The organism is Acinetobacter sp. LipI_19 (genome assembly GCF_058242925.1).
Genome location: NZ_JBZAYK010000001.1, coordinates 3,376,499 through 3,399,460, shown reverse-complemented (window position 1 = coordinate 3,399,460; position 22,962 = coordinate 3,376,499). Strand labels below are relative to the sequence as shown.

At 38.6% G+C, this 22,962-nt stretch carries 29 protein-coding genes; 13 read left to right on the top strand and 16 right to left on the bottom strand.

Going from position 1 to position 22,962, the window contains the following annotated elements:
- The first annotated feature begins 76 nt into the window (after positions 1–76).
- From AC4CVF_RS16335 to AC4CVF_RS16325, 3 genes are all read left to right on the top strand, one after another.
- On the top strand, positions 77–328 hold the full coding sequence (locus tag AC4CVF_RS16335) for an RNA recognition motif domain-containing protein (RefSeq protein WP_336952167.1): 252 nt from the start codon (positions 77–79) through the stop codon (positions 326–328).
- Positions 329–549: 221 nt separating this feature from the next.
- Positions 550–1,053 carry a DUF6586 family protein gene (locus AC4CVF_RS16330; protein ID WP_004718012.1) on the top strand — a complete coding sequence of 168 codons (504 nt, stop codon included), beginning with the start codon at positions 550–552 and terminating at the stop codon, positions 1,051–1,053.
- Positions 1,054–1,161: 108 nt separating this feature from the next.
- The gene (locus tag AC4CVF_RS16325; RefSeq protein ID WP_336952165.1) at positions 1,162–1,440 is read left to right on the top strand and encodes a hypothetical protein; all 279 of its coding nucleotides are present in this window, start codon (positions 1,162–1,164) and stop codon (positions 1,438–1,440) included.
- A 235-nt stretch (positions 1,441–1,675) separates the two neighbouring features.
- Here AC4CVF_RS16325 and AC4CVF_RS16320 read toward each other — a convergent pair whose 3' ends face one another.
- The 4 genes from AC4CVF_RS16320 to AC4CVF_RS16305 form a co-directional block, all read right to left on the bottom strand.
- Positions 1,676–3,394, bottom strand: a complete 1,719-nt coding sequence (locus AC4CVF_RS16320) for a cation:proton antiporter (RefSeq protein WP_336952164.1) — start codon at positions 3,392–3,394, stop codon at positions 1,676–1,678.
- A 182-nt stretch (positions 3,395–3,576) separates the two neighbouring features.
- Complete coding sequence (rpmG, locus tag AC4CVF_RS16315; protein WP_003654787.1) at positions 3,577–3,732, bottom strand: 50S ribosomal protein L33; 156 nt, start codon at positions 3,730–3,732, stop codon at positions 3,577–3,579.
- A gap of 12 nt (positions 3,733–3,744) precedes the next feature.
- Positions 3,745–3,981 carry a 50S ribosomal protein L28 gene (rpmB, locus tag AC4CVF_RS16310; RefSeq protein WP_000048256.1) on the bottom strand — a complete coding sequence of 79 codons (237 nt, stop codon included), beginning with the start codon at positions 3,979–3,981 and terminating at the stop codon, positions 3,745–3,747.
- A 165-nt stretch (positions 3,982–4,146) separates the two neighbouring features.
- Complete coding sequence (locus AC4CVF_RS16305; RefSeq protein WP_336952162.1) at positions 4,147–5,595, bottom strand: coniferyl aldehyde dehydrogenase; 1,449 nt, start codon at positions 5,593–5,595, stop codon at positions 4,147–4,149.
- A 111-nt stretch (positions 5,596–5,706) separates the two neighbouring features.
- Between AC4CVF_RS16305 and AC4CVF_RS16300 the strand changes: the two genes are divergently transcribed.
- From AC4CVF_RS16300 to AC4CVF_RS16280, 5 genes are all read left to right on the top strand, one after another.
- Positions 5,707–6,399, top strand: a complete 693-nt coding sequence (locus AC4CVF_RS16300) for a TetR/AcrR family transcriptional regulator (RefSeq protein ID WP_034611676.1) — start codon at positions 5,707–5,709, stop codon at positions 6,397–6,399.
- An 84-nt stretch (positions 6,400–6,483) separates the two neighbouring features.
- Positions 6,484–7,350, top strand: a complete 867-nt coding sequence (gene purU / locus AC4CVF_RS16295) for a formyltetrahydrofolate deformylase (protein WP_336952161.1) — start codon at positions 6,484–6,486, stop codon at positions 7,348–7,350.
- A 219-nt stretch (positions 7,351–7,569) separates the two neighbouring features.
- Complete coding sequence (locus tag AC4CVF_RS16290; RefSeq protein WP_336952160.1) at positions 7,570–8,397, top strand: energy transducer TonB family protein; 828 nt, start codon at positions 7,570–7,572, stop codon at positions 8,395–8,397.
- Positions 8,398–8,424: 27 nt separating this feature from the next.
- Positions 8,425–9,048: a MotA/TolQ/ExbB proton channel family protein gene (locus AC4CVF_RS16285; RefSeq protein ID WP_004818829.1), complete on the top strand. Its 624-nt coding sequence runs from the start codon at positions 8,425–8,427 to the stop codon at positions 9,046–9,048.
- Positions 9,048–9,452 (top strand): ExbD/TolR family protein, encoded by a 405-nt coding sequence (locus tag AC4CVF_RS16280; RefSeq protein ID WP_004717995.1) that lies wholly within the window; start codon positions 9,048–9,050, stop codon positions 9,450–9,452. The genes AC4CVF_RS16285 and AC4CVF_RS16280 overlap by 1 nt, the downstream gene beginning before the upstream one ends.
- A gap of 431 nt (positions 9,453–9,883) precedes the next feature.
- Here AC4CVF_RS16280 and msrA read toward each other — a convergent pair whose 3' ends face one another.
- Positions 9,884–10,405 (bottom strand): peptide-methionine (S)-S-oxide reductase MsrA, encoded by a 522-nt coding sequence (gene msrA, locus AC4CVF_RS16275; protein WP_419327067.1) that lies wholly within the window; start codon positions 10,403–10,405, stop codon positions 9,884–9,886.
- A gap of 252 nt (positions 10,406–10,657) precedes the next feature.
- Complete coding sequence (locus tag AC4CVF_RS16270; RefSeq protein ID WP_151956787.1) at positions 10,658–10,996, bottom strand: protein tyrosine phosphatase family protein; 339 nt, start codon at positions 10,994–10,996, stop codon at positions 10,658–10,660.
- Positions 10,997–11,122: 126 nt separating this feature from the next.
- Between AC4CVF_RS16270 and AC4CVF_RS16265 the strand changes: the two genes are divergently transcribed.
- The 3 genes from AC4CVF_RS16265 to AC4CVF_RS16255 all read left to right on the top strand — a co-directional run bounded on the left by AC4CVF_RS16265 (position 11,123) and on the right by AC4CVF_RS16255 (position 12,894).
- Complete coding sequence (locus tag AC4CVF_RS16265; protein WP_336952157.1) at positions 11,123–12,019, top strand: alpha/beta hydrolase; 897 nt, start codon at positions 11,123–11,125, stop codon at positions 12,017–12,019.
- Positions 12,020–12,451 (top strand): thioredoxin TrxC, encoded by a 432-nt coding sequence (trxC, locus tag AC4CVF_RS16260; RefSeq protein ID WP_490789713.1) that lies wholly within the window; start codon positions 12,020–12,022, stop codon positions 12,449–12,451.
- A gap of 74 nt (positions 12,452–12,525) precedes the next feature.
- Positions 12,526–12,894, top strand: coding sequence for an acyl-CoA thioesterase (locus AC4CVF_RS16255; protein ID WP_419327076.1), 369 nt, complete (start codon positions 12,526–12,528; stop codon positions 12,892–12,894).
- An 81-nt stretch (positions 12,895–12,975) separates the two neighbouring features.
- Here AC4CVF_RS16255 and AC4CVF_RS16250 read toward each other — a convergent pair whose 3' ends face one another.
- From AC4CVF_RS16250 to AC4CVF_RS16240, 3 genes are all read right to left on the bottom strand, one after another.
- Positions 12,976–13,497 (bottom strand): nuclear transport factor 2 family protein, encoded by a 522-nt coding sequence (locus tag AC4CVF_RS16250; RefSeq protein WP_336952155.1) that lies wholly within the window; start codon positions 13,495–13,497, stop codon positions 12,976–12,978.
- 171 nt (positions 13,498–13,668) lie between these two features.
- Positions 13,669–14,172, bottom strand: coding sequence for a DUF4442 domain-containing protein (locus AC4CVF_RS16245; RefSeq protein WP_004717985.1), 504 nt, complete (start codon positions 14,170–14,172; stop codon positions 13,669–13,671).
- A 28-nt stretch (positions 14,173–14,200) separates the two neighbouring features.
- On the bottom strand, positions 14,201–14,689 hold the full coding sequence (locus AC4CVF_RS16240; protein ID WP_336952154.1) for a YajQ family cyclic di-GMP-binding protein: 489 nt from the start codon (positions 14,687–14,689) through the stop codon (positions 14,201–14,203).
- Positions 14,690–14,780: 91 nt separating this feature from the next.
- Between AC4CVF_RS16240 and AC4CVF_RS16235 the strand changes: the two genes are divergently transcribed.
- On the top strand, positions 14,781–15,095 hold the full coding sequence (locus AC4CVF_RS16235) for a rhodanese-like domain-containing protein (protein WP_336952153.1): 315 nt from the start codon (positions 14,781–14,783) through the stop codon (positions 15,093–15,095).
- Between the two features lie 49 nt (positions 15,096–15,144).
- Here AC4CVF_RS16235 and mnmC read toward each other — a convergent pair whose 3' ends face one another.
- The 4 genes from mnmC to AC4CVF_RS16215 all read right to left on the bottom strand — a co-directional run bounded on the left by mnmC (position 15,145) and on the right by AC4CVF_RS16215 (position 18,642).
- A complete protein-coding gene (gene mnmC / locus AC4CVF_RS16230) occupies positions 15,145–17,073 on the bottom strand; it encodes a bifunctional tRNA (5-methylaminomethyl-2-thiouridine)(34)-methyltransferase MnmC2/FAD-dependent 5-carboxymethylaminomethyl-2-thiouridine(34) oxidoreductase MnmC1 (RefSeq protein WP_490789712.1) in 1,929 nt (642 codons plus the stop codon).
- 99 nt (positions 17,074–17,172) lie between these two features.
- On the bottom strand, positions 17,173–17,694 hold the full coding sequence (locus AC4CVF_RS16225) for an SH3 domain-containing protein (protein WP_336952150.1): 522 nt from the start codon (positions 17,692–17,694) through the stop codon (positions 17,173–17,175).
- 4 nt (positions 17,695–17,698) lie between these two features.
- Positions 17,699–18,001, bottom strand: coding sequence for a YciI family protein (locus tag AC4CVF_RS16220; protein ID WP_004717974.1), 303 nt, complete (start codon positions 17,999–18,001; stop codon positions 17,699–17,701).
- Positions 18,002–18,027: 26 nt separating this feature from the next.
- Positions 18,028–18,642, bottom strand: coding sequence for an inner membrane-spanning protein YciB (locus AC4CVF_RS16215; protein WP_004717972.1), 615 nt, complete (start codon positions 18,640–18,642; stop codon positions 18,028–18,030).
- A gap of 44 nt (positions 18,643–18,686) precedes the next feature.
- Here AC4CVF_RS16215 and AC4CVF_RS16210 point away from each other — a divergent pair, with 44 nt between their 5' ends.
- Positions 18,687–19,538, top strand: a complete 852-nt coding sequence (locus tag AC4CVF_RS16210; RefSeq protein WP_333666169.1) for a PHP domain-containing protein — start codon at positions 18,687–18,689, stop codon at positions 19,536–19,538.
- A gap of 122 nt (positions 19,539–19,660) precedes the next feature.
- Here the strand turns inward: AC4CVF_RS16210 and ybeY are convergent, their stop codons facing one another.
- Genes ybeY through miaB form a run of 3 tightly spaced genes read right to left on the bottom strand, consistent with a single transcriptional unit; the run spans position 19,661 to position 22,757 of the window.
- On the bottom strand, positions 19,661–20,146 hold the full coding sequence (gene ybeY, locus AC4CVF_RS16205) for an rRNA maturation RNase YbeY (RefSeq protein WP_004818840.1): 486 nt from the start codon (positions 20,144–20,146) through the stop codon (positions 19,661–19,663).
- 9 nt (positions 20,147–20,155) lie between these two features.
- Entirely contained in the window at positions 20,156–21,265 is a 1,110-nt protein-coding gene (locus AC4CVF_RS16200) for a PhoH family protein (RefSeq protein ID WP_490789711.1), read from the bottom strand.
- Positions 21,266–21,302: 37 nt separating this feature from the next.
- Positions 21,303–22,757: a tRNA (N6-isopentenyl adenosine(37)-C2)-methylthiotransferase MiaB gene (miaB, locus tag AC4CVF_RS16195; protein ID WP_004717965.1), complete on the bottom strand. Its 1,455-nt coding sequence runs from the start codon at positions 22,755–22,757 to the stop codon at positions 21,303–21,305.
- Between the last annotated feature and the right edge of the window lie 205 nt (positions 22,758–22,962).

Here is a 22,962-nt window from a genome sequence, read left to right as displayed (position 1 = left end):
TCGTTTTTCATTCAAAAAGTAGGTAGGCGAGTGCTTTTTGATGTTTTTTGCCTCGTTTATATTTTAAGGTTGTGAGATGAAAATTTTAGTTCGTAATTTAGAACGTACTGTAACTGAAGCTGAATTGTTAGAGTTATTTAAGCAATATGGTACAGTAGATACTTGTACTTTAGTGCTTGATACGGCAACAGGAAAATCGAAAGGTTTTGCTTTTGTTGAAATGCCACATGGTAGAGAAGCAGTCAAAGCGATTAAAGCTTTGAATACTTTGCGCTTACATGGTCATGGAATTCGTGTAAAAGCAGCGGAAGATAAGCCAGAAGCATAATTGGCAGATATTCTAAGGAGCATTTATTGCTCCTTTTTTTATTTTAGTATTTAAATGATCTCGCCAAATCATGATAAAAATAAAAACTTAAACTGATATTTTTGTAAAAACGAGCGCTATCTATTTTATTGACATACAACATGGATAAAATTCATTGTGATTTTTGTTCAATAAAGATTAAGCTAAGACTGTAAAGAATGCCAAAATCTTAGGGAACTTCCATGTCACGTGTAGCTCGCTTTCATGCAGACCGTACCAATCAAAAACTTTACTTTGCTCGTCTTGCATGTATGCAAGGAGAACAAACTGAAAATGTTCAACAAGCTCAAGCACATCGTGAAGCAGCAGTATTTCATTTACATGGTGCGGTTTTAGCCTTTCTGCAAGAGTTGGTACGTTATTACCGTTTAAATGATTTTTCCCCAACCTTAAAGTCAATCGAAGAAAATATGGCGGCTAAAGGACAAGTATCACCAGAAGTTTTAGTGATGCAAAAATTAGCCAAAGAAGGATTTATTGCCGAACTCAAAAGAGCATATCGACTTTGTCAGTATGCACCTGAGCCAAGTGCACCAGAACCAGAAGATGAAACATCATCAAACTTAATTATCAAAGTGACTCAAACACCACAAGCTTGGTTGCCTGATACAAAGATTCTAAGAGAGTGGCACCGAGATTTATCGCAGCTTATTGATGGTTTTCGTAATGAAATGGTTGAATTCTGATCTTTTTGATCAGATATACTTGAAATTTTGTTTTAAATGACTATATAAAATATCTACAAGATGCAAAGTGCATTCAGCACCTTGCCCCATGTTGAGCATGGAGGATTTATGTCTATCGAACAGTTAAAAGAGTTATTTGGAAATCAGGAAGCTATTTTGGAGTTGGTACAGCTCGAAGGTGGGGAGCTGGCACTGCGTAATGCAGGTTCTGAAAAAGAGCCATTGGTCACTATTCAATTTAATGAAGAAGTGAAAGCACTACTGGGTGATCAAACGCCAGCGATTGCGCAACAGATGATTCAAGCTGCATTATTTGCGTTACTTGAAAAACAGGCAGATGAATGGCACGCTGAAGTTGTAGATGAACAACCAAAATTTATGAGCTAGTGATTTCATTTATTCTAGAATAAATACAATAAACGCACTTTCGAGTGCGTTTTTCTTTGTATGTCAATAGCATGATATTCATAGAGGATATCAAAAGAAGATATCAAATTATAAAAGCTATATCTTTGTCCAATAGTGGCATTCATGCCACTATTGGAGGTAAACACCACGAATAAGCAAACTTTCACAAATAAATGTTCAGTTGCTTTAAGTGAGTTTTGACGATAGCCCTATTTCAATGTGTGGGTTCATGATGATGAGCAATTTGGATTTGGTTTAAAATATGATTACTCATGTTTTTCGCCATTTCTTCTTTTGCATAATACACTTCACCAACATTGTCTTTACGGATCACTTCAGCTTCTTCTTTATTTTCAGCACAGACTAACACTTGAATTTCTGGATTAAGTAGCTTGGCCGTATCGACAATTTTATGAATATCTACAATATCCATCGGTGAAATCACCAATAGTCGTGCATGTTGGATATGGGCTTGAATCAATACACTGGGTTCAGTTGCTCGACCAGAAACCGCAGCAATGCCTTTTTCACGCAAATTCTCTACAATCTCGCGGTTCTCTTCAGCGATAACCACTTTGATGCCATCATCCATCAATGTTTTGGTTATACGACGTCCGACTTCACCATGACCAACAATCACCACTTGATCGCGTAAATACGCTTGATCGACTTCATCTGGAAGCATCGCCAATGGGTCACCACTACGTTCAAGTAAGCGTGCTAAATGCGAACGCTCACGGATCCAGTTTTGTACTGGTTCAATCGCAGAAAATAGGAATGAATTGAGCGTGATGGAAAATAAAGCACCCGCTAAGATTAAGTTTTGTGCTTCAGGACTAAGCAATCCCAGCGATAAGCCTAAAGTTGCGAGAATAAAGGAAAACTCACCAATTTGTGCCAGACTGGCACCCACTGTTAATGCTGTGTTGATGGGATAACGGAAAAATAATACCAATGCCATTGCAGCTAACGTCTTACCAATCATAATAATGGCGATGACCGCTAAAATATGCAGAGGCTGTTCCACAAGGATACGCGGATCAAATAACATTCCGACAGAAACGAAAAATAGGATCGAAAAAATTTCTCGTAAAGGTAAGGTTTCCTCTTCTGCACGATGGCTAAAATCTGATTCCTTAACCACCATCCCGGCAAAGAATGCTCCAAGTGCCATAGAAACACCGAAGATTGCGTATGAGCCATATGCGATGGATACTGCTGCTGCGACCACAGTTAATGTAAAAAGCTCTCTAGAGCCTAAACGTGCCACATATTGCATAATCATTGGGACAAGTCGTTTCCCAATAATCAGCATAAATGCAATAAAACCTGTCACTTTTAATAGGGTAATACCGAGTGTTAACCAAATATTTTGATCAGATTCATGCCCTGCAATGGTGTGTCCGCCTAAAAGTACTGCTGTTGCAGGCAGTAGAACGAGGACTAAAACCATGACCAGATCTTCGACCAACAACCAACCAACGGCAATTTTACCATTTACAGAGTTAAGTAGTCCTTTGTCGCCTAATGCTTTGAGTAAAACCACAGTACTTGCACAAGATAAACTTAAGCCAAAGACCAGCGCAGAGCCAAAGCTCCAACCCCAAAAAATGGAAACAGCCATACCGAGTAATGTGGCAACAGCAATTTGTAAAATCGCACCAGGAAGGGCAATTTTTCGGACTTGCATTAAATCATTCAGTGAAAAATGCATCCCAACACCGAACATTAAGAACATGACACCTAATTCAGCAAGCTGATTGGCCAGCGCGATATCTGCAACAACACCTGGGGTATTGGGGCTGATGATAATTCCCGCAATTAAATAACCAATCAAAGGTGGTAGGCGTAATCGTGCAGCGATATAGCCAAAAATCAGTGCTATACCAAAACCAACTGCAAGTAAAATAATCAGATCTACATCATGAGGCACTAAATACTCCTTAAATCTTCAGGAGAAATCATTCAAAAAATCATTTCTTAAGGTAATGACTTTGTATAAAGCCATATAAAATGCACAATCAGTGCCAAATTCGTTAAAGAGTTTAACAAGTCGAAGAAAAAAAAGGCAAAAAAAACGATCCAAATGGATCGTATTTTTTAAGAAAACTAAAATTATTTAATTTTAGCTTCTTTGAAGATTACGTGTTGACGGATTTTTGGATCAAATTTTTTGATTTCCATTTTTTCCGGCATAGTACGTTTGTTCTTAGTAGTGGTATAGAAATAACCTGTACCAGCAGTAGAAACTAAGCGAATTTTATCACGCATGGTTCAGACTCCTTAGATCTTTTGACCTTGAGCACGAAGGTCAGCAACAACCTTTTCAATGCCCAATTTGTCGATAATACGCATACCTTTAGTGGTTAAACGAAGACGTACGAAACGTTTTTCGCTTTCTAACCAGAAACGGTGGTGATGCAGGTTCGGCTCGAACCGGCGTTTAGTTTTGTTGTTGGCGTGTGAGACGTTGTTACCAACGACTGGACGCTTGCCGGTAACTTGGCAAACCTTAGACATGGTGTAACTCCATTGATTTAGCCAACAGCAAATCTGTATGGCCAGTCAAAATAAAACGGATTGAATTCATTCAAGGGGCGTTTTATACCAAAATTCCGCTTAAAAGACAAGCGGAATTCGTCAAAACGCAACATGATCCAATTTGATAGATCATGCCTTGATCAGTTAACGTAAGAAAGTTTTCTCTAAAATCTTATTTAGGGCTTTGTCATAAGGCGCTAATATGAATTTTAAGCTAAATAGCTTAGGAATAGACATTACCGAACGCTCATGTGATAAACCAAAGAAACCTTCTGGGCCATGATATTTGCCCATACCAGATGCGCCAACGCCACCAAATGGTAAATCGTCTTGTGCAACATGGGTAACTACGGAATTTTGACCGAAATGCCCAGAATGGGTACGTTGGGAAACGTATTCTGCGCGGGCATTGTCAAAGTCGAAGTAGTATAAAGCAAGTGGACGCGGTCTGCCATTAATAAAGTCAATCACATCGTCAATTTGATCATATTCCATAATAGGAAGAACTGGGCCAAAGATTTCATTCTTCATAATGTCCATTGTTGGTAGGACGCTTGTTAAGAATGTGGGCGCAATTTTACGTACACTTGCTAATTCTTCATTTTGAGGATTGATTTCAATCAGCTCAGCACCTTGCTGTCGTGCATCCTCTAAATAACCTTGAACGCGGTTATACTGCTTATCGTTGATAATACTAGTATAATCTTGATTGTCACGAATCGTTGGATACATTGTTGTTGCAACTTGTTTAAAGCTTTCAATAAACTCGGCAGTTTTTCCTCTAGGTAGGAACATATAGTCTGGTGCTACACAGGTTTGACCAGAGTTCCATAATTTACCAAAAGCAATACGTTCAGCGACCAGATTGAGATCGCTTGAAGGATGTACGATTACAGGTGATTTACCACCAAGCTCAAGAATAACAGGCACTAGATTTTCGGCAGCAGCAGACATGACGGTTTTACCGACATTGGTAGAGCCAGTAAAAATGATTTTATCGAATGCTAAATGTGAAAATGCATCTGAAATTTGACCACCACCATTCACCACGGCAACCAATTCTTGTGGAAAAGCTTCTGAGAGTGCATTTTCAAGTACGAAGCCAAAATTAGAAGATGAACTTGAAATTTTGAGTATTGCGTGATTTCCTGCAGCCAATGCACAAATCAGTGGACCAACAGAAAGTAACAATGGATAGTTCCATGGTGCAATAATTCCAATCACACCTAAAGGCTGATATTGCACCCAAGCTTTGGCTGGTTGGTGTAAGATAGACACATGGCGCTTAGATGGTTTCATCCATGCTGTTAAATGCTTGCTATAATATTTAATTTGTTCTAAACATGTGAGTAGTTCACCAATTTTAGTTTCGCTGATCGAACGATTGCCATAGTCTTGATTGATTGCTTCTGCAAATTGATCTTGGTATTTTACGAGAACTTTCTTTAAGCGAGCTAAACGTTCAATACGTTCCTTTGCTGTAGGAACAGGATAGCGTTGATAAGCGACTTTCTGTTGTTCAAGAATGTCATGCATACGTTGAACTTCAGGTGAGTAAGAAGTCATTGAATTTGTTTTTGTATGACTGTTCATGACAAACACCATTTACGAATAGGTTAATATAATATAATTTTTAGAGTAAATACTCTAAATAGTCAAGTCACTTTATGTTAGCTTGTGCTAACGGTTAAAAATGGTAATAGGATGTCGAGCTCCAAAACTTTGAAAACGAAAGACCGAATTTTGCAGATTAGTCTGCAACTTTTTAATGAGCGCGGCGAACGTGCAGTTACAACAAATCATATTGCAGCAGAGCTTGGGATCAGTCCTGGAAATTTGTATTATCATTTTCGAAACAAACAAGAAATCATCAAAGAATTGATGGAACAATACCAAAAAGAAACTTTAGATATGCTGTCATTACCCGATGACCGTGGAGTCAATGCGAATGATAAAATCCGTTATTTCCAAGTTTTAAGCAGCCAGCTATGGGAATATCGCTTTCTACATCGTGATGTTTATCATTTAATTGAAAATAATGATGACTTTAGAAAAATTTACCCTCGCTTCGCTGGCAAGGTGATGCAACAAGGGCAAAAAATTTATCATGCCTTTGTTGAGGCGGGACTTATGCAGATGACACCTTCTGAAATTGAAGCACTCATCATCAATATTTGGATCGTGCTGACCAACTGGACAAATTTTCTTTATATGTCTGGGCATTTAAGTGATTCGAACCATTTAGATGAAAAATGGATTTGGCAAGCATTGCGCCAGATGGTGTTTTTGGAAGGCCCTTATTTACGTGGCGAAAGTCGTGAAACCTATGAACGCTTGCTAGAAAGCTTCGGTTCTTCGGAATTATTTGCCAGTTTATCTGCTGTAAAACGTGATTGAGGCTGAATCAAGATTGAAAGCTGATGAAAAAGCGTTAAAATATTTGGCTGTTTTTAAATTAACTTATAAGTGATATCCATCAACATGAACATGACTACTGCCAACACAGCGCGTCTACTGATTACTTGTGAAGACAAGCCAGGAATCGTGCAAGCTGTATCGAGCTTTTTGTATCATCAGGGCGCGAACATTACTGCGCTTGATCAATACGCAACTGAAGCTCAAGGCGGGCGTTATTTTATGCGTGTTGAGTTCGAACTCGATCATTTGCAATCTCGTCGAGAGAGTCTCATTCAAACTTTCGCAAGCAATGTGGCTGAACGTTATAGTATGCATTGGCGTTTGGCTTTGGTCAGTGACATTAAAAAAGTCGGTATTTTGGTGTCTAAAGTTGACCATGCTTTGCTTGAGTTATTATGGCGTCATTCTCGAGGTGGCTTACCTTGTGAAATTACCCAAGTGGTATCAAACCATGAAGACTTACGTGAATCTGTAGAAAACTTTGGTATTCCTTTTTATGTGGTTCCTGTTAATAAAGAAAATAAACGTGAAGCCTATACAAAGATCGATGAGTTGATGCAAGGCAATGATTTATTAGTTCTCGCACGTTATATGCAAATTCTTGATGAAGAGTTTGTACAAAAATGGGAAATGAAAGTGATCAATATTCATCACTCATTTTTACCTGCTTTTGTGGGGGCAAATCCATATAAACAGGCGTATGAAAAAGGCGTTAAATTGATTGGGGCAACAGCGCATTATGTGACTGCAGATCTGGATCAAGGTCCAATCATTGAGCAAGATGTAGAGCGAGTAAACCATGATTTTACTGTGGATCAACTGCGTGAATTAGGCCAAGACGTTGAACGTAATGTACTTGCTAGAGCGGTAAAATGGCATCTAGAAGACCGTATTATTGTCGATGGTAATAAGACTGTTGTTTTTCAGTAGCATATGAATATACATTTAATATGAGTCGTAAAACAAGGATGCTTTATGCATCCTTTTTTTATTTTTAATTTGTAAAATCGATTAAAAATATTGAAAAACCAGTTGCAAATGAAAACACTTCTCATTTATCATTGTTGCACTTTAATTGTTCTATCCGATGAGCTTAATCTATAAAATCATATTTTTGTAGTTTGCTCAATTTTAGGTATTTAGATTCTTATGAGTCAGTCTTCCATTGCACCACTTCAAACGCCACCACCGATGAAGAAAAAAGTCCTTGCTGCAGTATTAGCAGTTGTTGTCGGGCACGCAGGTGTGTTGTGGGGGGTAAGTCATATGAAACCATTTGAACTGCCTCAAATAAAGAAAGAACCTTTAAAAATCAAGTTTTTAAAGTTAAAAGAAGATGTTCCACCGCCGCCGCCGCCTCCATCTGAACCCATCAAACCTAAAGTTCAACCAAAACCTATAGAGAAGAAAGTTGAGCCTAAACCAGTGGTTAAGCCAAAAATCATTGAGCAGAAAAAACCTGTAGAAAATGATGATCGGGCAAGAAAGCTTGAAGAACAAAAGCGTTTAGAAGAGCAACAGAAGCAGGATAAGGCACGTCAAGATGAGCAAAAACGTCTAGATGATCAAAAGCGTGCGGAACAGCAGAAACGTGAACAAGATGAACGTGACCGTCAAAAACGTGAACAAGATGAGCGCGATCGCCAACGTCGTGATCAAGAGCAAAGAAACACGCCGCGTAATGTAAACGAAGGTCAGGTGTCTTGGAGTCGTAGTCCACGTATCGCAAAAGAGCAATTACTTAAACTGATGTCTCCAGAAGATGGAACCAAGGTTGTAAATCTAGAAATTACTGCGGATGCGGGCGGAAATATTACCAATGTTCGTATTCTTCAATCCAGCGGTAATTCAAGTTTAGATAGTTATGTTGTTAAGCAGACTCAATCTGCAAAATTTAAAGCTTATAAAGAAAATGGTGCGGGTGTGCCGTTTAAAATTAGGCAAGATTTTGCGTTGTCGGTCTCTAAAGGTAAATAATTTTTTTAAGAATTAGGAAATGTGCATATGAACTTTTCAGTTTATTGGCAACATGCTGATGCGGTCAGTAAGACACTGTATTTTGTTTTATTGGCAATGTCTATTGCAACGTGGACTGTGTTCATTTTGCGTATTCTAGGCACGCGTCAACTCAAGCAGGTTGCTCAGGATCACCTTGCTCAGGCTTTAAAAGCCTTAAAAGCCAAGCTTGCGCCATTAAGCTTTGATCAACGTAAAGCAGTTGCAGAACAAGCGTTACTACGTCAAATTTCAGCTGAAAAAGCCAATGCAGAAAAAGGTGTTTCAGTTTTAGGAACGATTGCTTCACTTGCACCATTTGTAGGTTTGTTTGGTACAGTATGGGGAATCTTCCATGCGCTTGTTGCTGTAGGTAAAAGTGGTCAAGCCGGTTTAGCTCAAGTTGCAACACCAGTTGGTGAAGCACTGATCATGACGGGTTTAGGTCTTGCTGTTGCGATTCCAGCAGTATTGGCATATAACATTTGCGTACGTTTTAATCGGACATTGTCAAATGAGTTGCAAGATCAAGCACATGGTTTGTTAATTGATACGATGTTACAACAAGATTCTTCAACGCAAAAAGTTGAATCTGAATCTACAAATAAAGGTTTAGTTGGAGGTCAAGCTTAATGGCTTTTCAATTGGGAGAAGACAACGATTCTGGCATGAATGAGATGAATCTCATTCCGCTGATCGATATTATGTTGGTATTGATGATCATCTTCTTGGTGACAGCCACCGTTGCTAACCCATCGATACCATTAACTTTACCAAAGACCACAGCTGAAGTGATTGCGCCTCCACCTGAAGCAATTACCATCAGTATCAATCAGAATGGTGATGTGGCTTGGAATGATAAAGTCATCACTTTAGATGAATTGGCTAAACGATTTGATGAAGAAGGTCAAAAGCCAGTAAAACCAGCTGTTCAGTTAAGAGCGGATAAAGAATCTCGCTATGATACCGTTGCACAAGTGATGTCTCGTGCAAGTGAAGCAGGATTAAATGATCTTGCATTTATGAGTGATAATTAATTTGAATAATTACAAATATTTTAAAACCTCCTTTTAAGGAGGTTTTTTTATGTTGATTTAAAAACAGACTTTTGTGTGAACCAAAAATTGAGCATTAAAAATTGATATGCATTTAAATTTTGGTAAAACATAGATGGTATTTCTATCGTGAGGCGACATAAATGTCGCTAAGTTAGAGGAGGGTACAGACGTACCCCATCCAACATGAGCAAAAACAAAGTGTTGCTTTGTTTGCAATGCAAGGTTTGCCATCCCACTACGAAAAGTGATTTAAACTATAAATGTAAAGCAAGGCATTATAAATTTGATCTTTAGAGATTTATCTTTCTGCAATAGTAAAAGTTTCATGCTTGATAAAGCTTAAGCACTCCTAGAAATTATTCAAAAACTTAGTTTGACAAGAAGTCTAATAGTTTGAGTATTTAAAATACTTAATCTTTGAGTAAGTCTTGAAACTGGCTATGGAGTTTGAGTAATTTTGGCGGAATGGCAAAATTACAATAACCTTGTGCAGGATTACGGGCAAAGAAGTTTTGATGGTATTCTTCGGCAGGATGGAAGGCGGGTGCTGAACTGAGTTCAGTCACAATATTTAAGCCATCTGCTTTGAGCTGTTCAATAAATTGCTCCGATTCAAGTTTTTGCTGTTCATTAAAGTAATAAATCACCGAACGATATTGTGTTCCAATATCATTACCTTGGCGGTTTAATGTGGTTGGATCATGAATTGCAAAAAAAACCGTGAGTAATTGCTGATAACTGATTTGCTGTTCATCAAATTCAATCAAAATCACTTCAGCATGATTGGTATCCCCATTACAAATTGCTTCATAAGTTGGATTGGGAGTATGCCCGCCAGCATAACCACTGACTACGTGATTGACACCTTTGAGCTGTAAAAATACGGCTTCGGTACACCAAAAGCAGCCACCACCAAATAGAGCCTGTTGCATGTGAAGATCCCTTTATTTTTAAATTATAGAAAAGATGAAACGATACTAAAGATCATATCGTGAACTTGCTTAGTTTGTCATATAACCATTTAAGCATAGGTACAATACCTGTTTGATTCACTAAAGAGATCTGTTTAAATTGTTGCAAAATTTTAAAAGAGCAATCTACTTAAATTGCTGTTAACAACTTAAACTTTTATATTTAAGTCGAATCAAAAGACATTCAATAGAATGCCTTTTACTCATGATAATTTATTCGTCGTCTAATAAATCCATTTGTTTTGCAATTTGATAGAGATTATTTGAACGATTCCCTGTACGACAAAACATAAGTACTGGTTTTGGAAGCTCGTTAAAGCGGTTAGCAAAGCTTCTGACATCAACTTCTGTGATTTGACCAGCAACGACAGGTAGAAATACATAGTCCAAACCTGCTGCACGTGCAGCTTCTTCAATTTGAGCACTTGTGGGCTGTTCAGTTCCGCCTTCCAAATCAGGACGATTATTCATTACAGACTTAAAGCCTTTTTCTGCCACTTGAGCAATATGTTCTGGACCAATTTGACCAGCAAAACCAACATTTTCACTCATTTCGTCACTCCTATATGATTTAAAATCCAATATGCTATATATAATAGCATTAAGCTCAGAACTGAGTTTGAACGATAAAAGATTTATAAAAGAAATATCTATAAAAGATAACGCAATGGAGTGTGTATGTACGCATATACAGTTGAACCACTATATATCCCCATTGGACAAGAAGTCATAGCGGCAGATTTTTATCGACCTAAAAATCTAAAAAAACCTGCTGTTATTATTATGGCTCATGGATTTGCATGTTTAAGACAATTTAAGTTGGTGAGCTATGCGCAAAAAATTGCACAGGCAGGCTACGCGGTTGTGCTGTTTGATTATCGTTTTTGGGGAGGAAGTACAGGCTTTCCTCGTGAACTCATTTCATTGCAAAATCAGTTGGATGATTGGAAAACCGTGGTGAGTTATGTCGCAACACAAAAGAAAATTAATCCAAAAAAAATAGTGCTTTGGGGGACTTCTTTGAGTGGCGGCTATGTACTTAGTCTTGCAAGTGAGCTAAAAAGTGTCCAAGCCATTATGGTGCAAGTGCCTTATGTGGATGGGGCAGAAACTGCAAAATTATTTCCAATTCAACAGTTACCCAAGGCATTAAAAATATCCAGTCAAGATTATATGGGGGCAAAAGTTGGGATACTTCCACGAACTTTACCTGTGGTGCACCCCTTTGATTTATGCTTTATTCCGACTAAAGATAGTTATAACGGCTATATGTCAATTGTAAATCCAGACTACTTTTGGAGTGGTGAAGTTCCAGCACGTGTATTTTTTAATTTAATTCGCTTTAGACCCATTCAGACCGTTAGAAGTATTAATATTCCTGTGCTATTTATTGCGGCTAAAAAAGATAGTTTTATCCCTATTGAATCTAGCCGAGAAACTGCAACAAATATTGCACCTTTTGTGCAATATCATGAATGGGATATGGCGCATTTTGATATTTATCATGGGAAATGGTTGGAAAAATCAATTTTGACCCAATTAGAGTTTTTACATCAACATATTGGAGTGAGCTAGATGATTATTGTATGTCCATCATGTGGCGCAAAAAACCGAGTTCCCGAAGATAAATTAAATGCTCAACCCACTTGTGGTCAATGTCATCAAAATTTGATTGCACTTGCTCCTATTGAGTTAAATGAACAAAATTTCAGTAATTTTGTTAGTCATAGTGATTTGCCAATTATGATTGACTTATGGGCCGAGTGGTGTGGTCCTTGTAAAATGATGGCACCACATTTTGCTGAGGTTGCAAAAAATAACCCTCATGTGGTTTTTGCTAAAATTGATACCCAAGCGAATCCACGCTTAAGTAGTGCATTTAATATTCGCAGCATTCCAACTTTGGTTTTAATGAATAAAACCACGGAAGTTGCTAGAATAAGTGGTGCGTTACGTGCTAACCAATTACAAGAATGGTTAGATCAACAATTGAATGCCCATAAGTAATTTAGGGGCTCGGAGTTATTGTGTCAGATTCTCATGTAAAACCTGAAGGTACACTGTCTTTACAAACCATCGCAATGCCAGCAGATACAAACTGGAGTGGTGACGTTTTTGGTGGTTGGATTGTTTCACAAATGGATTTGGCTGGCGCAATTCATGCAGAACGCTTTAGTAAAGGGCGCTGTGCAACGATTTCGATTAATCAGATGACTTTTCTTGTTCCTGTAAAAGTGGGGGATGTGATCAGCTGTTATACCAAGCTGTTAAAGGTCGGTAATACATCGATTCAAATGCAGATTGAAGTTTGGGATAGTCATGACAGCTCTCGTGCTGCCAAACGAGTGACTGCTGGTGTATTTACCTTTGTCGCTGTAGATGTTGCGGGAAATAAACGTCAAATATCTGAAGATGTAAAACAGAAGTATTTAGCTTCGCAAAGTGCATAAATACTCGATATAAAAAATCCCAACATTGTTTGGGATTTTTTTATGGAATATGTGTTTTGAATGGTTTATGCAAATATCTTATTAGAACATGGTATTACTATTAGCGCTTGATTCGGGAACAGCTTGTTGTACATCCCAGTGTTCAAGAATTTTTCCATTTTCGACTCTAAAGATATCGACAATTGCAACACCACGATCATGTGGATTTTGAGCTGAATGAACGTGTAAAAACACTAAATTTCCTTCAGCTACTGCACGTTTGATTACACTTCTTGCTTCTGGATTATTTTGGAAATACTGAGTAAAGTGATTTACAAAAGGTGCTTTGCCATCTGGAACACGTGGATTGTGTTGAATATACCGATCATCAATATAACGATCTGCATATGTTTTGACTTGATGCTTTTGAAATACACCCTCATAAAAATCAGTCACAATAGCTTTATTTTGTTGCGCTTGTTGGGTTGTTGAATTTGCTGGTAATGTGTTGTTCATTGTAGTAGTAGCAACGTGACTTGGATTTTGGGCACATGCAGTGAGAAATATAATAGGGCTTAGAGTTAGGCTGAGTACAATAAATTTTCTTGGCGTAGCTGATCGCATGATTATCCTCTATAGTTCAAGTCTCAATAGTTCAAGATGGTGGTGGAAATAACACCATCTTGATAAGGAAGTAAGCATGAATATAGTGAATAATCGTCACTCATTATTTGTACTTTAGTAAGTTTTATACTTACTAAACAGTAAGTTTTATTTACATTTGCAGATTTTTACTTATTTCTTTTTCAGGCGTTCTTTTGACACCCAAGCCCACACCATTTGGCATTCGACAGGCTCTTTTCCAGACTCATCCATAATGGTGACTGGAACTAGCGTTTCACCTTTTTCAGAGCTTTGCATTTCTAAAATTTGTTCTTTGCTCAATGTCGCTGTTGCTGTCATATCACCTTTAGACGGTCGTTTATATTCAATATGCATACTTTTGATCAATACAATTGAACTATCAGGAACATTCATACCTGTGACAAAGCCTGTTGCTGTTTCAGCAATCAGCGCCATTGCAACAGCGTGTAATTGTCCAATATGGTTTTGCATAGCACGGTGATTTTTAATTTCAACCACAACTTTTGAATGGCTGACCTCTAGGTATTTAATATTGGCTGTACCCACCATAGGCACAACTCGACCAAACGCCTTACTCCAGAGCGTACTACGAATGCCTTTAGGGAATTTAGAGGTAGCTTTCACAAGTTTAGATAAACGGTTGGTCTGAGTCATGTCTTAACCTATAGTGCTGCTAAAGAGCTTAGTCTTTGAAGTTATTAAATTGTAAAGGTACACCGAATTGTTGTTCTTTTAAAAATGCCATAACTTGCTGTAATGTATCGCGCTTTTTATCAGTTACACGTATCTTGTCACCTTGGATAGAAGATTGCACTTTGACACCACTTTCTTTAATGGCTTTATTAATTTTTTTTGCAGTATCTGAGTCAAGTCCGTCTTTAAGCTTGATCACTTGAACAATGTTTTTACCTGAAGCCGTCATTTTTTGTGGATCAAGGGCTTGAATATCAACTTTACGTTTAAAGAAATGATTTTCGAGCATGCTATAGACTTGTTCGCACTGGAAATCACTTTCAGTTGAAATTTTAATTTCTTTGGCTTTTTCATTAATTTCGATTGAAACGTCCTGACCACGGAAGTCAAAGCGTGTTGCAATTTCTTTTTGGGTGTTTTGAACAGCGTGATTTACTTCAAAAATCTCTAATTCTGAAACAATATCGAAAGATGGCATAGTTTAGACCTTTACAAATGGAAAGAATATCTGAGATGCTAGGGATGTTTTCTTCATTTGCCAAGTGTTGTTTACATCAAAGGAGTGCACAATGATCCGTAAATTAGAAATTACAACATTTGAGTTCCCAGAAAATGCCGTTATCTGGGATGTTCGTGATGCAAAAGCCTTTGCCGAAGGCCATGTTAAAGGTGCTGTAAATCAGCCTATAGATGGTTTAAGTGCTGAGAGCTTAACTCAAGTGAATTCGGATCAGTCCATTTACATTTTATGTGGTGGTGGAAGTAAAGCGCCTCGAGCTGCTGAAAAATTAGAGAGTTTAGATGGTTCTCGTGATTACGTTGTGCTTATGGGGGGAACACGTGCAGCACGTGATGCAGGCCTCCCATTAGAACAGGGTTCGTAAAAAAGCGCCGAAAGGCGCTTTTTTATTACAAATAATCAATAAAAAAGAATCATGGTTGTATCGGTTTAAAATAAGGTTTTTTCTCTTTTACTTTCTTTTGAAAGCGGTTTGGATTTAATTTTTGCAATAAATTTTGAGAAACCGGGCAAGCTTGATGAAGGACCAAAGCTACCAAGATTTCACTACACAAGGGCGCAAATAAAAAACCTTTAGAGCCCAGCCCAGAAAATGTATAAACCTCTTTCTCAGCTTCAACTTTTCCCAGTAATGGAAAATAGTCCAGACTTTGAGCACGTACTGAAGCACGACCTTGCCATTCATCTACTTTGCAGAGCGATTCTGCGTATTGTGGAAACACACTGTGGATAAGTTCATAGTTATGCACATGGTCTTCAAGCAAAACTTCAGTGTCATCACGATTGGGATAAAAAGAAGCACCTAAAATCAAATGCTGCTCATCAAGCTGCATACAATAGCCTCCATAACTGTAGGCATATTGCGGATCTAATCGGTGTTTAACATTGTTGAGCCAACTGACTTGTCCACGGATCGGGTTGAGTATCGGGAACTGCTCAAAAAAAGCATGGCTTTCTTTGGCACAACATACAATCACATGATTAAAATCACCAAGATCTGTGTGTTGGCTATCTTGTAGTGTTAATTGATGGTGATTCGATTGAGCAATACTATGAATGTGAGCATGTTTAAATTGAATCAGCGGATGTTCAAGAATTTGGTCTTTGAGTTGCTGAGGATAAATTGAACCTGCTTGAGTGAGCTGTAAACTCTCTAGTGTGGTTTTTAGCTCTAAATCATCGGATGTTTGGTTTTTAAGTAAACCTTGGGGATACTGCGCTGCTAAATCCAATAAATGCTCAGTATTTCTTTGTGCTAATTGTTGAACGGCAATAGGACGAAAAGCCTGAAATTTTGGATAATGCTGCAAAGCATGTTGCCAAGCCAAGGTCATTAAATGTTCCGAACTTTGCTCGATAGGGCAGAGTTTCGGATTTAATAAGGCCAGAGGGTTACCAGAAGCACCTGCTAAAGGCGCTGATTGGTCGTAAATTGTAACTTGATGTCCTCTTTGGGCAAATCCCCATGCGCAGCTTAAACCTGCAATTCCAGCGCCAATGATGGCAATGTGGCGTTGATGTAAATTGTTTTGAGTTTTCCATATTTTTTTTTGAATGTTTTGTGCTGTAAGATCTATTGACTGCAATTGATTTTCTTCGACTGCTTGTTCAGGCGCACTCCAAATGGCTTGTAGCATTTCACGTTTATGACCAAAACCACGCGGACGTGAAATAGTGATTCCATGCTGCTTTAGACCCCGTTTAAGCACACCTGCTACGCTGAATGAGGCAAAAGTTGTTCCAAAATCTGACAGTCTGACAATATTGTTTAAAACTTTGTCTTCCCATATGTCTGGATTACAAGAGGGGGCAAATCCATCTAAAAACCATGCGTTCACTTGTTGAGATTTAACCATTGCTGGAAATACATCATGTGCATCACCTAACCACAGATCAATTGAAAAACGTGCTTCTGGAAAGCTTAAACGGTGACAACCTGCGATGGGCAATGGATAGTGTTGAATCAACTGATCAGAAAATTGTTGAAGTTCAGTCCACACCTTTAACGCACGGGTTAAATCCTGTTTAGACAAGGGGAACTTTTCTACACTGATTACATGTAAGTGGCTGTGATTCTTTGGACGAACATTGTGCCAAAGTTGCCACAATGCCAAAATATTTAATCCTGTACCAAAGCCAGTTTCACCAACACAGAAATATTCAAAATCATCTAAATCTGCAAGTCGTGTTGAAAGATCATTACCATTCAAAAATACGTGTCGGGTTTCAAGTAACCCGTTGTCTTTAGAAAAATAGACATCACCAAATTGTTTGGAAATTGGAACTTCAATTCCATCAATACATTGCCAGTCTAAATCGGCAGTTTGAATGGCATTTGACAAAGCAGATTACCTTTTGATAATTAAAATGAAAAAACCTGACATTTCGCAGTATCAGGTTAAAGCGTGAAACTTTCTAAGCACAAAGTCAAAGCAGTGGGCTTACCACTGACGACGACGTTTGGTATAGATATAGCTTGCGATTAAAAAGCCAAGTAAAACACCAACAGCAATGGTCGCAGCACCATATAAGAACATTTGCGCACTTTGTTCACTTTGTAGAACTTGAACTTGTACACCCAGATTGTCATTTTTGAGTTGTAATTCTTGGTTCTGTGAAAGGGCTTCTAAATTGGCCTTTTCAAGTTGCTGTAAACGTGTTGCTTGGTCTTTAACCAAAGCTTTAGCTTTGGCATCTTGAGATGCTTTTTCTTTGCTAATTTGTTCAGCCGTTAAAGGTTTATTTTCTTGCGCTTGAGCCTGCGTTTGGATGCTGGAATTTGCACCTGCTACAGCAGGAATAATACTCGGTTTTGGCGGTGCAACAGGTTGGGCCACCTGAGTAGGCGCTGCCGTCGTTGCTTGAGTCGCTGAAGATTGAGTAGGCTCAGCCGAGACAAGGGGGGATAAAAGTACAAAAGAACTTAAAGTCAGACTAAGTAAGCTTTGGACGACAACGCGCATTATGTTATCCCTTAGGCAATGCTTTATTGAATGGTTTAACATCAATATGACTATAAATTCCTTCTTTTAAGAAAGGTTCGTCTTTTAACCATTCATCCAAAGCTTCACGGCTGTCAAAATCGAGAATTAAAGTACTGCCATAAAAACCTGCTTGTGGATTTTCACGATCAATCGGCATCGCGCCGGCCACGATGACACGGCCTTCAGCATCTAACTTTTCGAGTCGAGCTAAATGTTGTGGACGCACAGCAAGACGTTTTTCTACTGTACCTGCTTGATCGGTACAAGTAATTACAAATAATGGCATGATATTTCTCGATTTTCTAAAACACTTTATTCGTCGGTAGATTTAAAGTGTTTTCGTAATATAACAAACTGGATAATAATAAAGGAAAACATGACAATCATGTCACCAAATGCTGTAAATTCGCCCCAATATTTTCCACCTGCAAATAAAAATGCGAAGAAAATATGTAAACAAGACATGACAATGAACATCGCAGCCCATGCAAAGTTTAGATTTTTCCAACCTTTTTCAGTCAGGTTTAAGACTGGACCAAATAACCTTTGAATGAGTGGCTTCTTTTCTTTACCAAAATAAGGAGAGAGCAAGAAAGCGCCAGCAAAGGCTAAATTCAAAATTGCAGCTTTGAGACGAATATAAAAATCATCACTCAACATCAAGGTGATTCCACCAAAAATGACGGTCATGAACAAAACAAACCATTGTTGTTTATCCAGACGGAATTTTTGGAAAATAAATAGCGCACCATAGACCACAAGCATTGAAATAATCAGACCTGTAGTTGCAACAAGGATGTTGTTGTTGTTTACACCACCTGCTGAACCGATCAATTGTAATAATGGATGATCGGTGTTTTTAGGATCAACCGTTTTGTATAAATAAAAGAAAATTATGAGTGGCACAAAGTCTAAAAGTGCTTTCATGTTAAAGTATCTAGTCTGTTCAGGTTGATGGGATAGTATAAAAGATGCAAGGCATAGATTTACATACTCACAGTAATATTTCTGATGGAACTCTGACTCCAGAGTTATTGGTTCAAGCTGCCATCGAGAAAAGCATACATACACTTGCATTGACGGACCACGATAGCATGGATGGCTTAATACAAGCTGAACAATTTGCAAAAAATCAACCAATTCAAATCATTTCAGGTGTGGAAATCTCTAGTCAATGGTCTAGACCTGAGACTAAAAAAAGTTATGGTGTGCATATTGTTGCACTCAATATGCAAAATCCTGAACCATTACAACAGCTTTTAATGCAACAGAAGAAAATTCGTGCTGAGCGAGCCAAGCAAATCTGTGATTTGCTAATTCCTTTGATTCATCAGGATATTTATGCAGAAGTTGTGGCAAAGGTAGATGGTGAACCTGATCGGATTACTCGGACGCATATTGCCAAGACCCTTGTAGAAAAGGGTTTTGTTCAGCGCGCACAGCAGGCATTTGATAAATACATTAAGGAAGGTAAAAAAGCCTATGTGAAATTTGATGGTTTAGGTTTAGCAGAAACCATTCAAGTGATTCATGAGAGTCAAGGTTTTGCAGTATTGGCACATCCAACACGTTATGATCTATCAGCAACAAATACCCGTTATTTAATTGAAATCTTTGCACAATATGGTGGGGATGCTGTTGAGCTTCCACCCGCAATGGAACCCGCTTCAACACGACAAATGGTTGATCGAATGATTGCTGAATATGGTTTAAAAGTCTCTGTGGGGAGTGATTTTCATGGTGATAATATGCCTTGGATTAAATTAGGCAATATTCCACGCGTCAAAGAAGGGCAAGTAGGGATTTGGGAGAGTTTCCGATAATACACCGTGATGATGTATTCAAATACTTAGATTTTCGAATGAGATCTGTTTTTGAAAGGCATCTCATTTGAATGAAACAAAAAATCCCTCTAGAGCAGAGGGATTTGGGGTTGATTATAAAATCAACTTTCTTTAACAGTATAAGGGTTTTCAAAGCCTAGTTTTTTCAAGATTTCAATTTCGAGTGCTTCCATTTCTTCAGCATCATCATCAGAAGTTTCATGGTCATAACCCATTAAATGTAAGGTGCCATGAACCAACATATGAGTGAAATGCTCGATCGGTGTCTTTTGCTGTTCAATCGACTCTTGTAAAACCACGGGGATGCAAATGACTAAATCACCGATGGGTAATGCATCGAGCATGGGTAAAACTTCTTCTGGAATCTCACTTGGAAAAGACAATACATTGGTGGGTTTGTCTTTTTCACGATATTCAAAATTTAATTTGTGACTTTCATCTTCATCAACACACGCAATTCCGATTTCACAATCTTGGTCTACATCAATATGACGTAGCGTTGTTTCAATGACTTTTTTTACATAGACACGTTTGAGCACCAATTCTGGTGCTTCAAACGCTTGTTGTAACGATAAGCTAAGTTTCAAAAACAGTCCTTAAACATTTTCCTGATTTACAGCAGTATGTTCCTCATGTTGAGCATCTGCGGCAGAATCATTTTCAGAAATTAAGGCTTCTTGACGTGCTTTACGTTCTGCACGTGCTTCAGCACTTAAACGGTATTGTTCACTGTCCCATCCTTCATAAGCCTCTACAATTTTTTGTACCAGCTGGTGACGAACGACATCTCGGGAATGGAAGCGAGTGATGTGAATTTCTTTGATCTTTTCGATGATACGCAATGCGTGAGCAAGACCCGATTGTTGCCCGCGTGGTAAATCGACTTGTGTAATATCCCCAGTGATCACTGCACGAGAACCAAAACCTAAACGGGTCAAAAACATCTTCATCTGTTCAGGGGTGGTGTTTTGTGCTTCATCGAGAATTACAAAGGAGTGATTTAATGTACGACCACGCATATAAGCAAGTGGTGCAACTTCAATCACTTGGCGCTCAATCAGTTTTGCAACTTTTTCGAAGCCCAGCATTTCATACAATGCATCATAAAGCGGGCGTAGATATGGGTCGATCTTTTGGCTTAAATCGCCCGGCAAGAAACCGAGTTTTTCCCCAGCTTCAACAGCAGGGCGAACCAAAAGGATACGTTGAATTTCATTACGTTCAAGCATATCTACCGCAGCAGCGACTGCAAGATAGGTTTTACCTGTACCTGCAGGGCCGATTCCAAAAGAAATATCGCTTTGTAGAATACGTTGTACATAACGTTTTTGATTGGCACCACGAGGGTTAATTCGACCTTTACGCGTTTGCAACCAGACATCATCTAAACCGGTATGCTCATTGTCTGAAAGGTCGTCTTGTAACTCACGGTCAGTTTGGCTGCCTTGAATCATCAAATGAATCGTATCAGCACTGATTTGCTGAGAGAGTTCAGCTTCTGCATGTAAACGCTGCAATAAACCTTCAGCTCTCTCAACGGCTTCTAAATCACCATCGATATAGAAGTTATCGTTGCGATGAGAAATGTTGACATTTAAACGTTGTTCGATTTGTTTCAGATGACCGTTATAAGCACCTAACATGCTTTTTAAACGTTCAACTGAAATACCTGGAAAAGCTACTGTACGTCGAATCGCTGCAGTCAAGAGATATCCTTTTTAAAGTAAAGTCTATACCCTTACATTACGCCACGTCAGGCTCAAGATTCAAGAGTTCTCCATAAACTAAATTTAGGGTCTTAATCTCTGTAACCTCAATCTCTGCAAAGCGTCCGACCCAAGAGGCGTCACCTACAAATGTTACTAAACGTGTATTGTCAGCTGTACCGACCAATAAATTTGGATCTTTATTAGAAACATTTTCAACCAGCACACGTTGAATGGTGCCTAACATCGCATCGGTTTTACGAATACTTGATTGCTTAATCCAGTGTTGAACTTTGGCTAAACGTTCTTTCTTGACTGCATCAGAGGTGTCATCAGGTAATTCAGACGCTGGTGTGCCAGGACGTTTTGAATAAACAAAACTATAAGAATGATCAAAGTCTAAATCTTGGATAAACTGATAGGTTTCTTCAAAATGTGCATCAGTTTCACCGGGGAAGCCGATAATAAAATCTGAAGATAAATGCATATCTGGACGAGCTTTACGCAGTTTGGCAATTTTTTCGATATAGACATCAATGGTGTGGTTACGCTTCATCGCTTGTAACACATCATTTGAGCCACTTTGTACTGGTAAATGCAGATGTGAAACCATTTGTGGTAGGTCACGGTAGCATTGAATCAAATCTTCATTAAATTCGAGCGGATGTGATGTTGTATAACGTAAACGACCGATTCCTGGAATCTCTGCAACCAAACGTAATAAATCTGCAAAGGTACAAATTTCACCTTCAAAAGTTTCACCACGATAGCCGTTTACATTTTGTCCTAAAAGGCTGATTTCGCGAACGCCTTTTTCAGCTAAACCGGCGATTTCTGCCAAGACATCATCCAAAGGACGAGAAACTTCTTCACCACGAGTATAAGGAACCACACAGAAAGAACAGTATTTCGAGCAACCTTCCATGATTGAAACAAACGCTTTGTAACCTTCAACACGAGGTTCAGGTAAAAAGTCGAATTTTTCAATATCAGGGAATGAAATATCTACAAGTTTAATTTTATCTTTCTTCGGCTTTTCAATTTGCTCAACATGCTGATCCAGCATTTGTGGTAAACGGTGCAATGTTTGAGGGCCAAAAACCATATCGACATACGGTGCACGTTTTTGAATGTTGTCGCCTTCTTGAGAAGCAACACATCCACCAACACCGATGACGAGATCAGGATTTTTTTCTTTTAATTTGCGCCAGCGACCCAACTCAGAAAATACTTTTTCTTGGGCTTTTTCTCGAATTGAGCAGGTATTCATTAACAGGATATCTGCGTCACTTGGATCCTTGGTTAAAATATAACCGTGTGAGTCGCCTAAAAGATCTGCCATACGATGACTGTCATACTCATTCATCTGACACCCTTGCGTTTCGATATACAGTTTTTTTACTGCACCGTCGGCTGGGGTGTGCTGTGGCTGGGTTACAGTGTTTTCTGAGGCAGCTTTGGCACCATTGGGAATGAAGGTTTGAACCGTCATGGAGGCGTCTTTCCTATGAATAAAGGGAGTTTTGAATGTGTACTAAGCCTGCTATTTTAACAGACTCATAAAAGGCGCGCCATTTTATAGTATTTAGAGTGAACTCAGGAAAATATTTAGCGTCTATTGCCATTTATTGAATTGTAGGGCATTGAAAATGAAAATTATGAAGAAAAAATAGAGAACAATATTAATGATGAATCAT

What these genes read in the sequence shown, in the direction of transcription:
- AC4CVF_RS16335 (WP_336952167.1), top strand. Translation starts at nt 77, where the DNA reads ATGAAAATTTTAGTTCGTAATTTAGAACGTACTGTAACTGAAGCTGAA.
- AC4CVF_RS16330 (WP_004718012.1), top strand. Translation starts at nt 550, where the DNA reads ATGTCACGTGTAGCTCGCTTTCATGCAGACCGTACCAATCAAAAACTT.
- AC4CVF_RS16325 (WP_336952165.1), top strand. Translation starts at nt 1,162, where the DNA reads ATGTCTATCGAACAGTTAAAAGAGTTATTTGGAAATCAGGAAGCTATT.
- rpmG (WP_003654787.1), bottom strand. Translation starts at nt 3,732, where the DNA reads ATGCGTGATAAAATTCGCTTAGTTTCTACTGCTGGTACAGGTTATTTC.
- rpmB (WP_000048256.1), bottom strand. Translation starts at nt 3,981, where the DNA reads ATGTCTAAGGTTTGCCAAGTTACCGGCAAGCGTCCAGTCGTTGGTAAC.
- AC4CVF_RS16305 (WP_336952162.1), bottom strand. Translation starts at nt 5,595, where the DNA reads ATGAACAGTCATACAAAAACAAATTCAATGACTTCTTACTCACCTGAA.
- AC4CVF_RS16300 (WP_034611676.1), top strand. Translation starts at nt 5,707, where the DNA reads ATGTCGAGCTCCAAAACTTTGAAAACGAAAGACCGAATTTTGCAGATT.
- purU (WP_336952161.1), top strand. Translation starts at nt 6,484, where the DNA reads ATGAACATGACTACTGCCAACACAGCGCGTCTACTGATTACTTGTGAA.
- AC4CVF_RS16290 (WP_336952160.1), top strand. Translation starts at nt 7,570, where the DNA reads ATGAGTCAGTCTTCCATTGCACCACTTCAAACGCCACCACCGATGAAG.
- AC4CVF_RS16285 (WP_004818829.1), top strand. Translation starts at nt 8,425, where the DNA reads ATGAACTTTTCAGTTTATTGGCAACATGCTGATGCGGTCAGTAAGACA.
- AC4CVF_RS16280 (WP_004717995.1), top strand. Translation starts at nt 9,048, where the DNA reads ATGGCTTTTCAATTGGGAGAAGACAACGATTCTGGCATGAATGAGATG.
- msrA (WP_419327067.1), bottom strand. Translation starts at nt 10,405, where the DNA reads ATGCAACAGGCTCTATTTGGTGGTGGCTGCTTTTGGTGTACCGAAGCC.
- AC4CVF_RS16270 (WP_151956787.1), bottom strand. Translation starts at nt 10,996, where the DNA reads ATGAGTGAAAATGTTGGTTTTGCTGGTCAAATTGGTCCAGAACATATT.
- AC4CVF_RS16265 (WP_336952157.1), top strand. Translation starts at nt 11,123, where the DNA reads ATGTACGCATATACAGTTGAACCACTATATATCCCCATTGGACAAGAA.
- trxC (WP_490789713.1), top strand. Translation starts at nt 12,020, where the DNA reads ATGATTATTGTATGTCCATCATGTGGCGCAAAAAACCGAGTTCCCGAA.
- AC4CVF_RS16255 (WP_419327076.1), top strand. Translation starts at nt 12,526, where the DNA reads ATGCCAGCAGATACAAACTGGAGTGGTGACGTTTTTGGTGGTTGGATT.
- AC4CVF_RS16250 (WP_336952155.1), bottom strand. Translation starts at nt 13,497, where the DNA reads ATGCGATCAGCTACGCCAAGAAAATTTATTGTACTCAGCCTAACTCTA.
- AC4CVF_RS16245 (WP_004717985.1), bottom strand. Translation starts at nt 14,172, where the DNA reads ATGACTCAGACCAACCGTTTATCTAAACTTGTGAAAGCTACCTCTAAA.
- AC4CVF_RS16240 (WP_336952154.1), bottom strand. Translation starts at nt 14,689, where the DNA reads ATGCCATCTTTCGATATTGTTTCAGAATTAGAGATTTTTGAAGTAAAT.
- AC4CVF_RS16235 (WP_336952153.1), top strand. Translation starts at nt 14,781, where the DNA reads ATGATCCGTAAATTAGAAATTACAACATTTGAGTTCCCAGAAAATGCC.
- AC4CVF_RS16225 (WP_336952150.1), bottom strand. Translation starts at nt 17,694, where the DNA reads ATGCGCGTTGTCGTCCAAAGCTTACTTAGTCTGACTTTAAGTTCTTTT.
- AC4CVF_RS16220 (WP_004717974.1), bottom strand. Translation starts at nt 18,001, where the DNA reads ATGCCATTATTTGTAATTACTTGTACCGATCAAGCAGGTACAGTAGAA.
- AC4CVF_RS16215 (WP_004717972.1), bottom strand. Translation starts at nt 18,642, where the DNA reads ATGAAAGCACTTTTAGACTTTGTGCCACTCATAATTTTCTTTTATTTA.
- AC4CVF_RS16210 (WP_333666169.1), top strand. Translation starts at nt 18,687, where the DNA reads ATGCAAGGCATAGATTTACATACTCACAGTAATATTTCTGATGGAACT.
- miaB (WP_004717965.1), bottom strand. Translation starts at nt 22,757, where the DNA reads ATGACGGTTCAAACCTTCATTCCCAATGGTGCCAAAGCTGCCTCAGAA.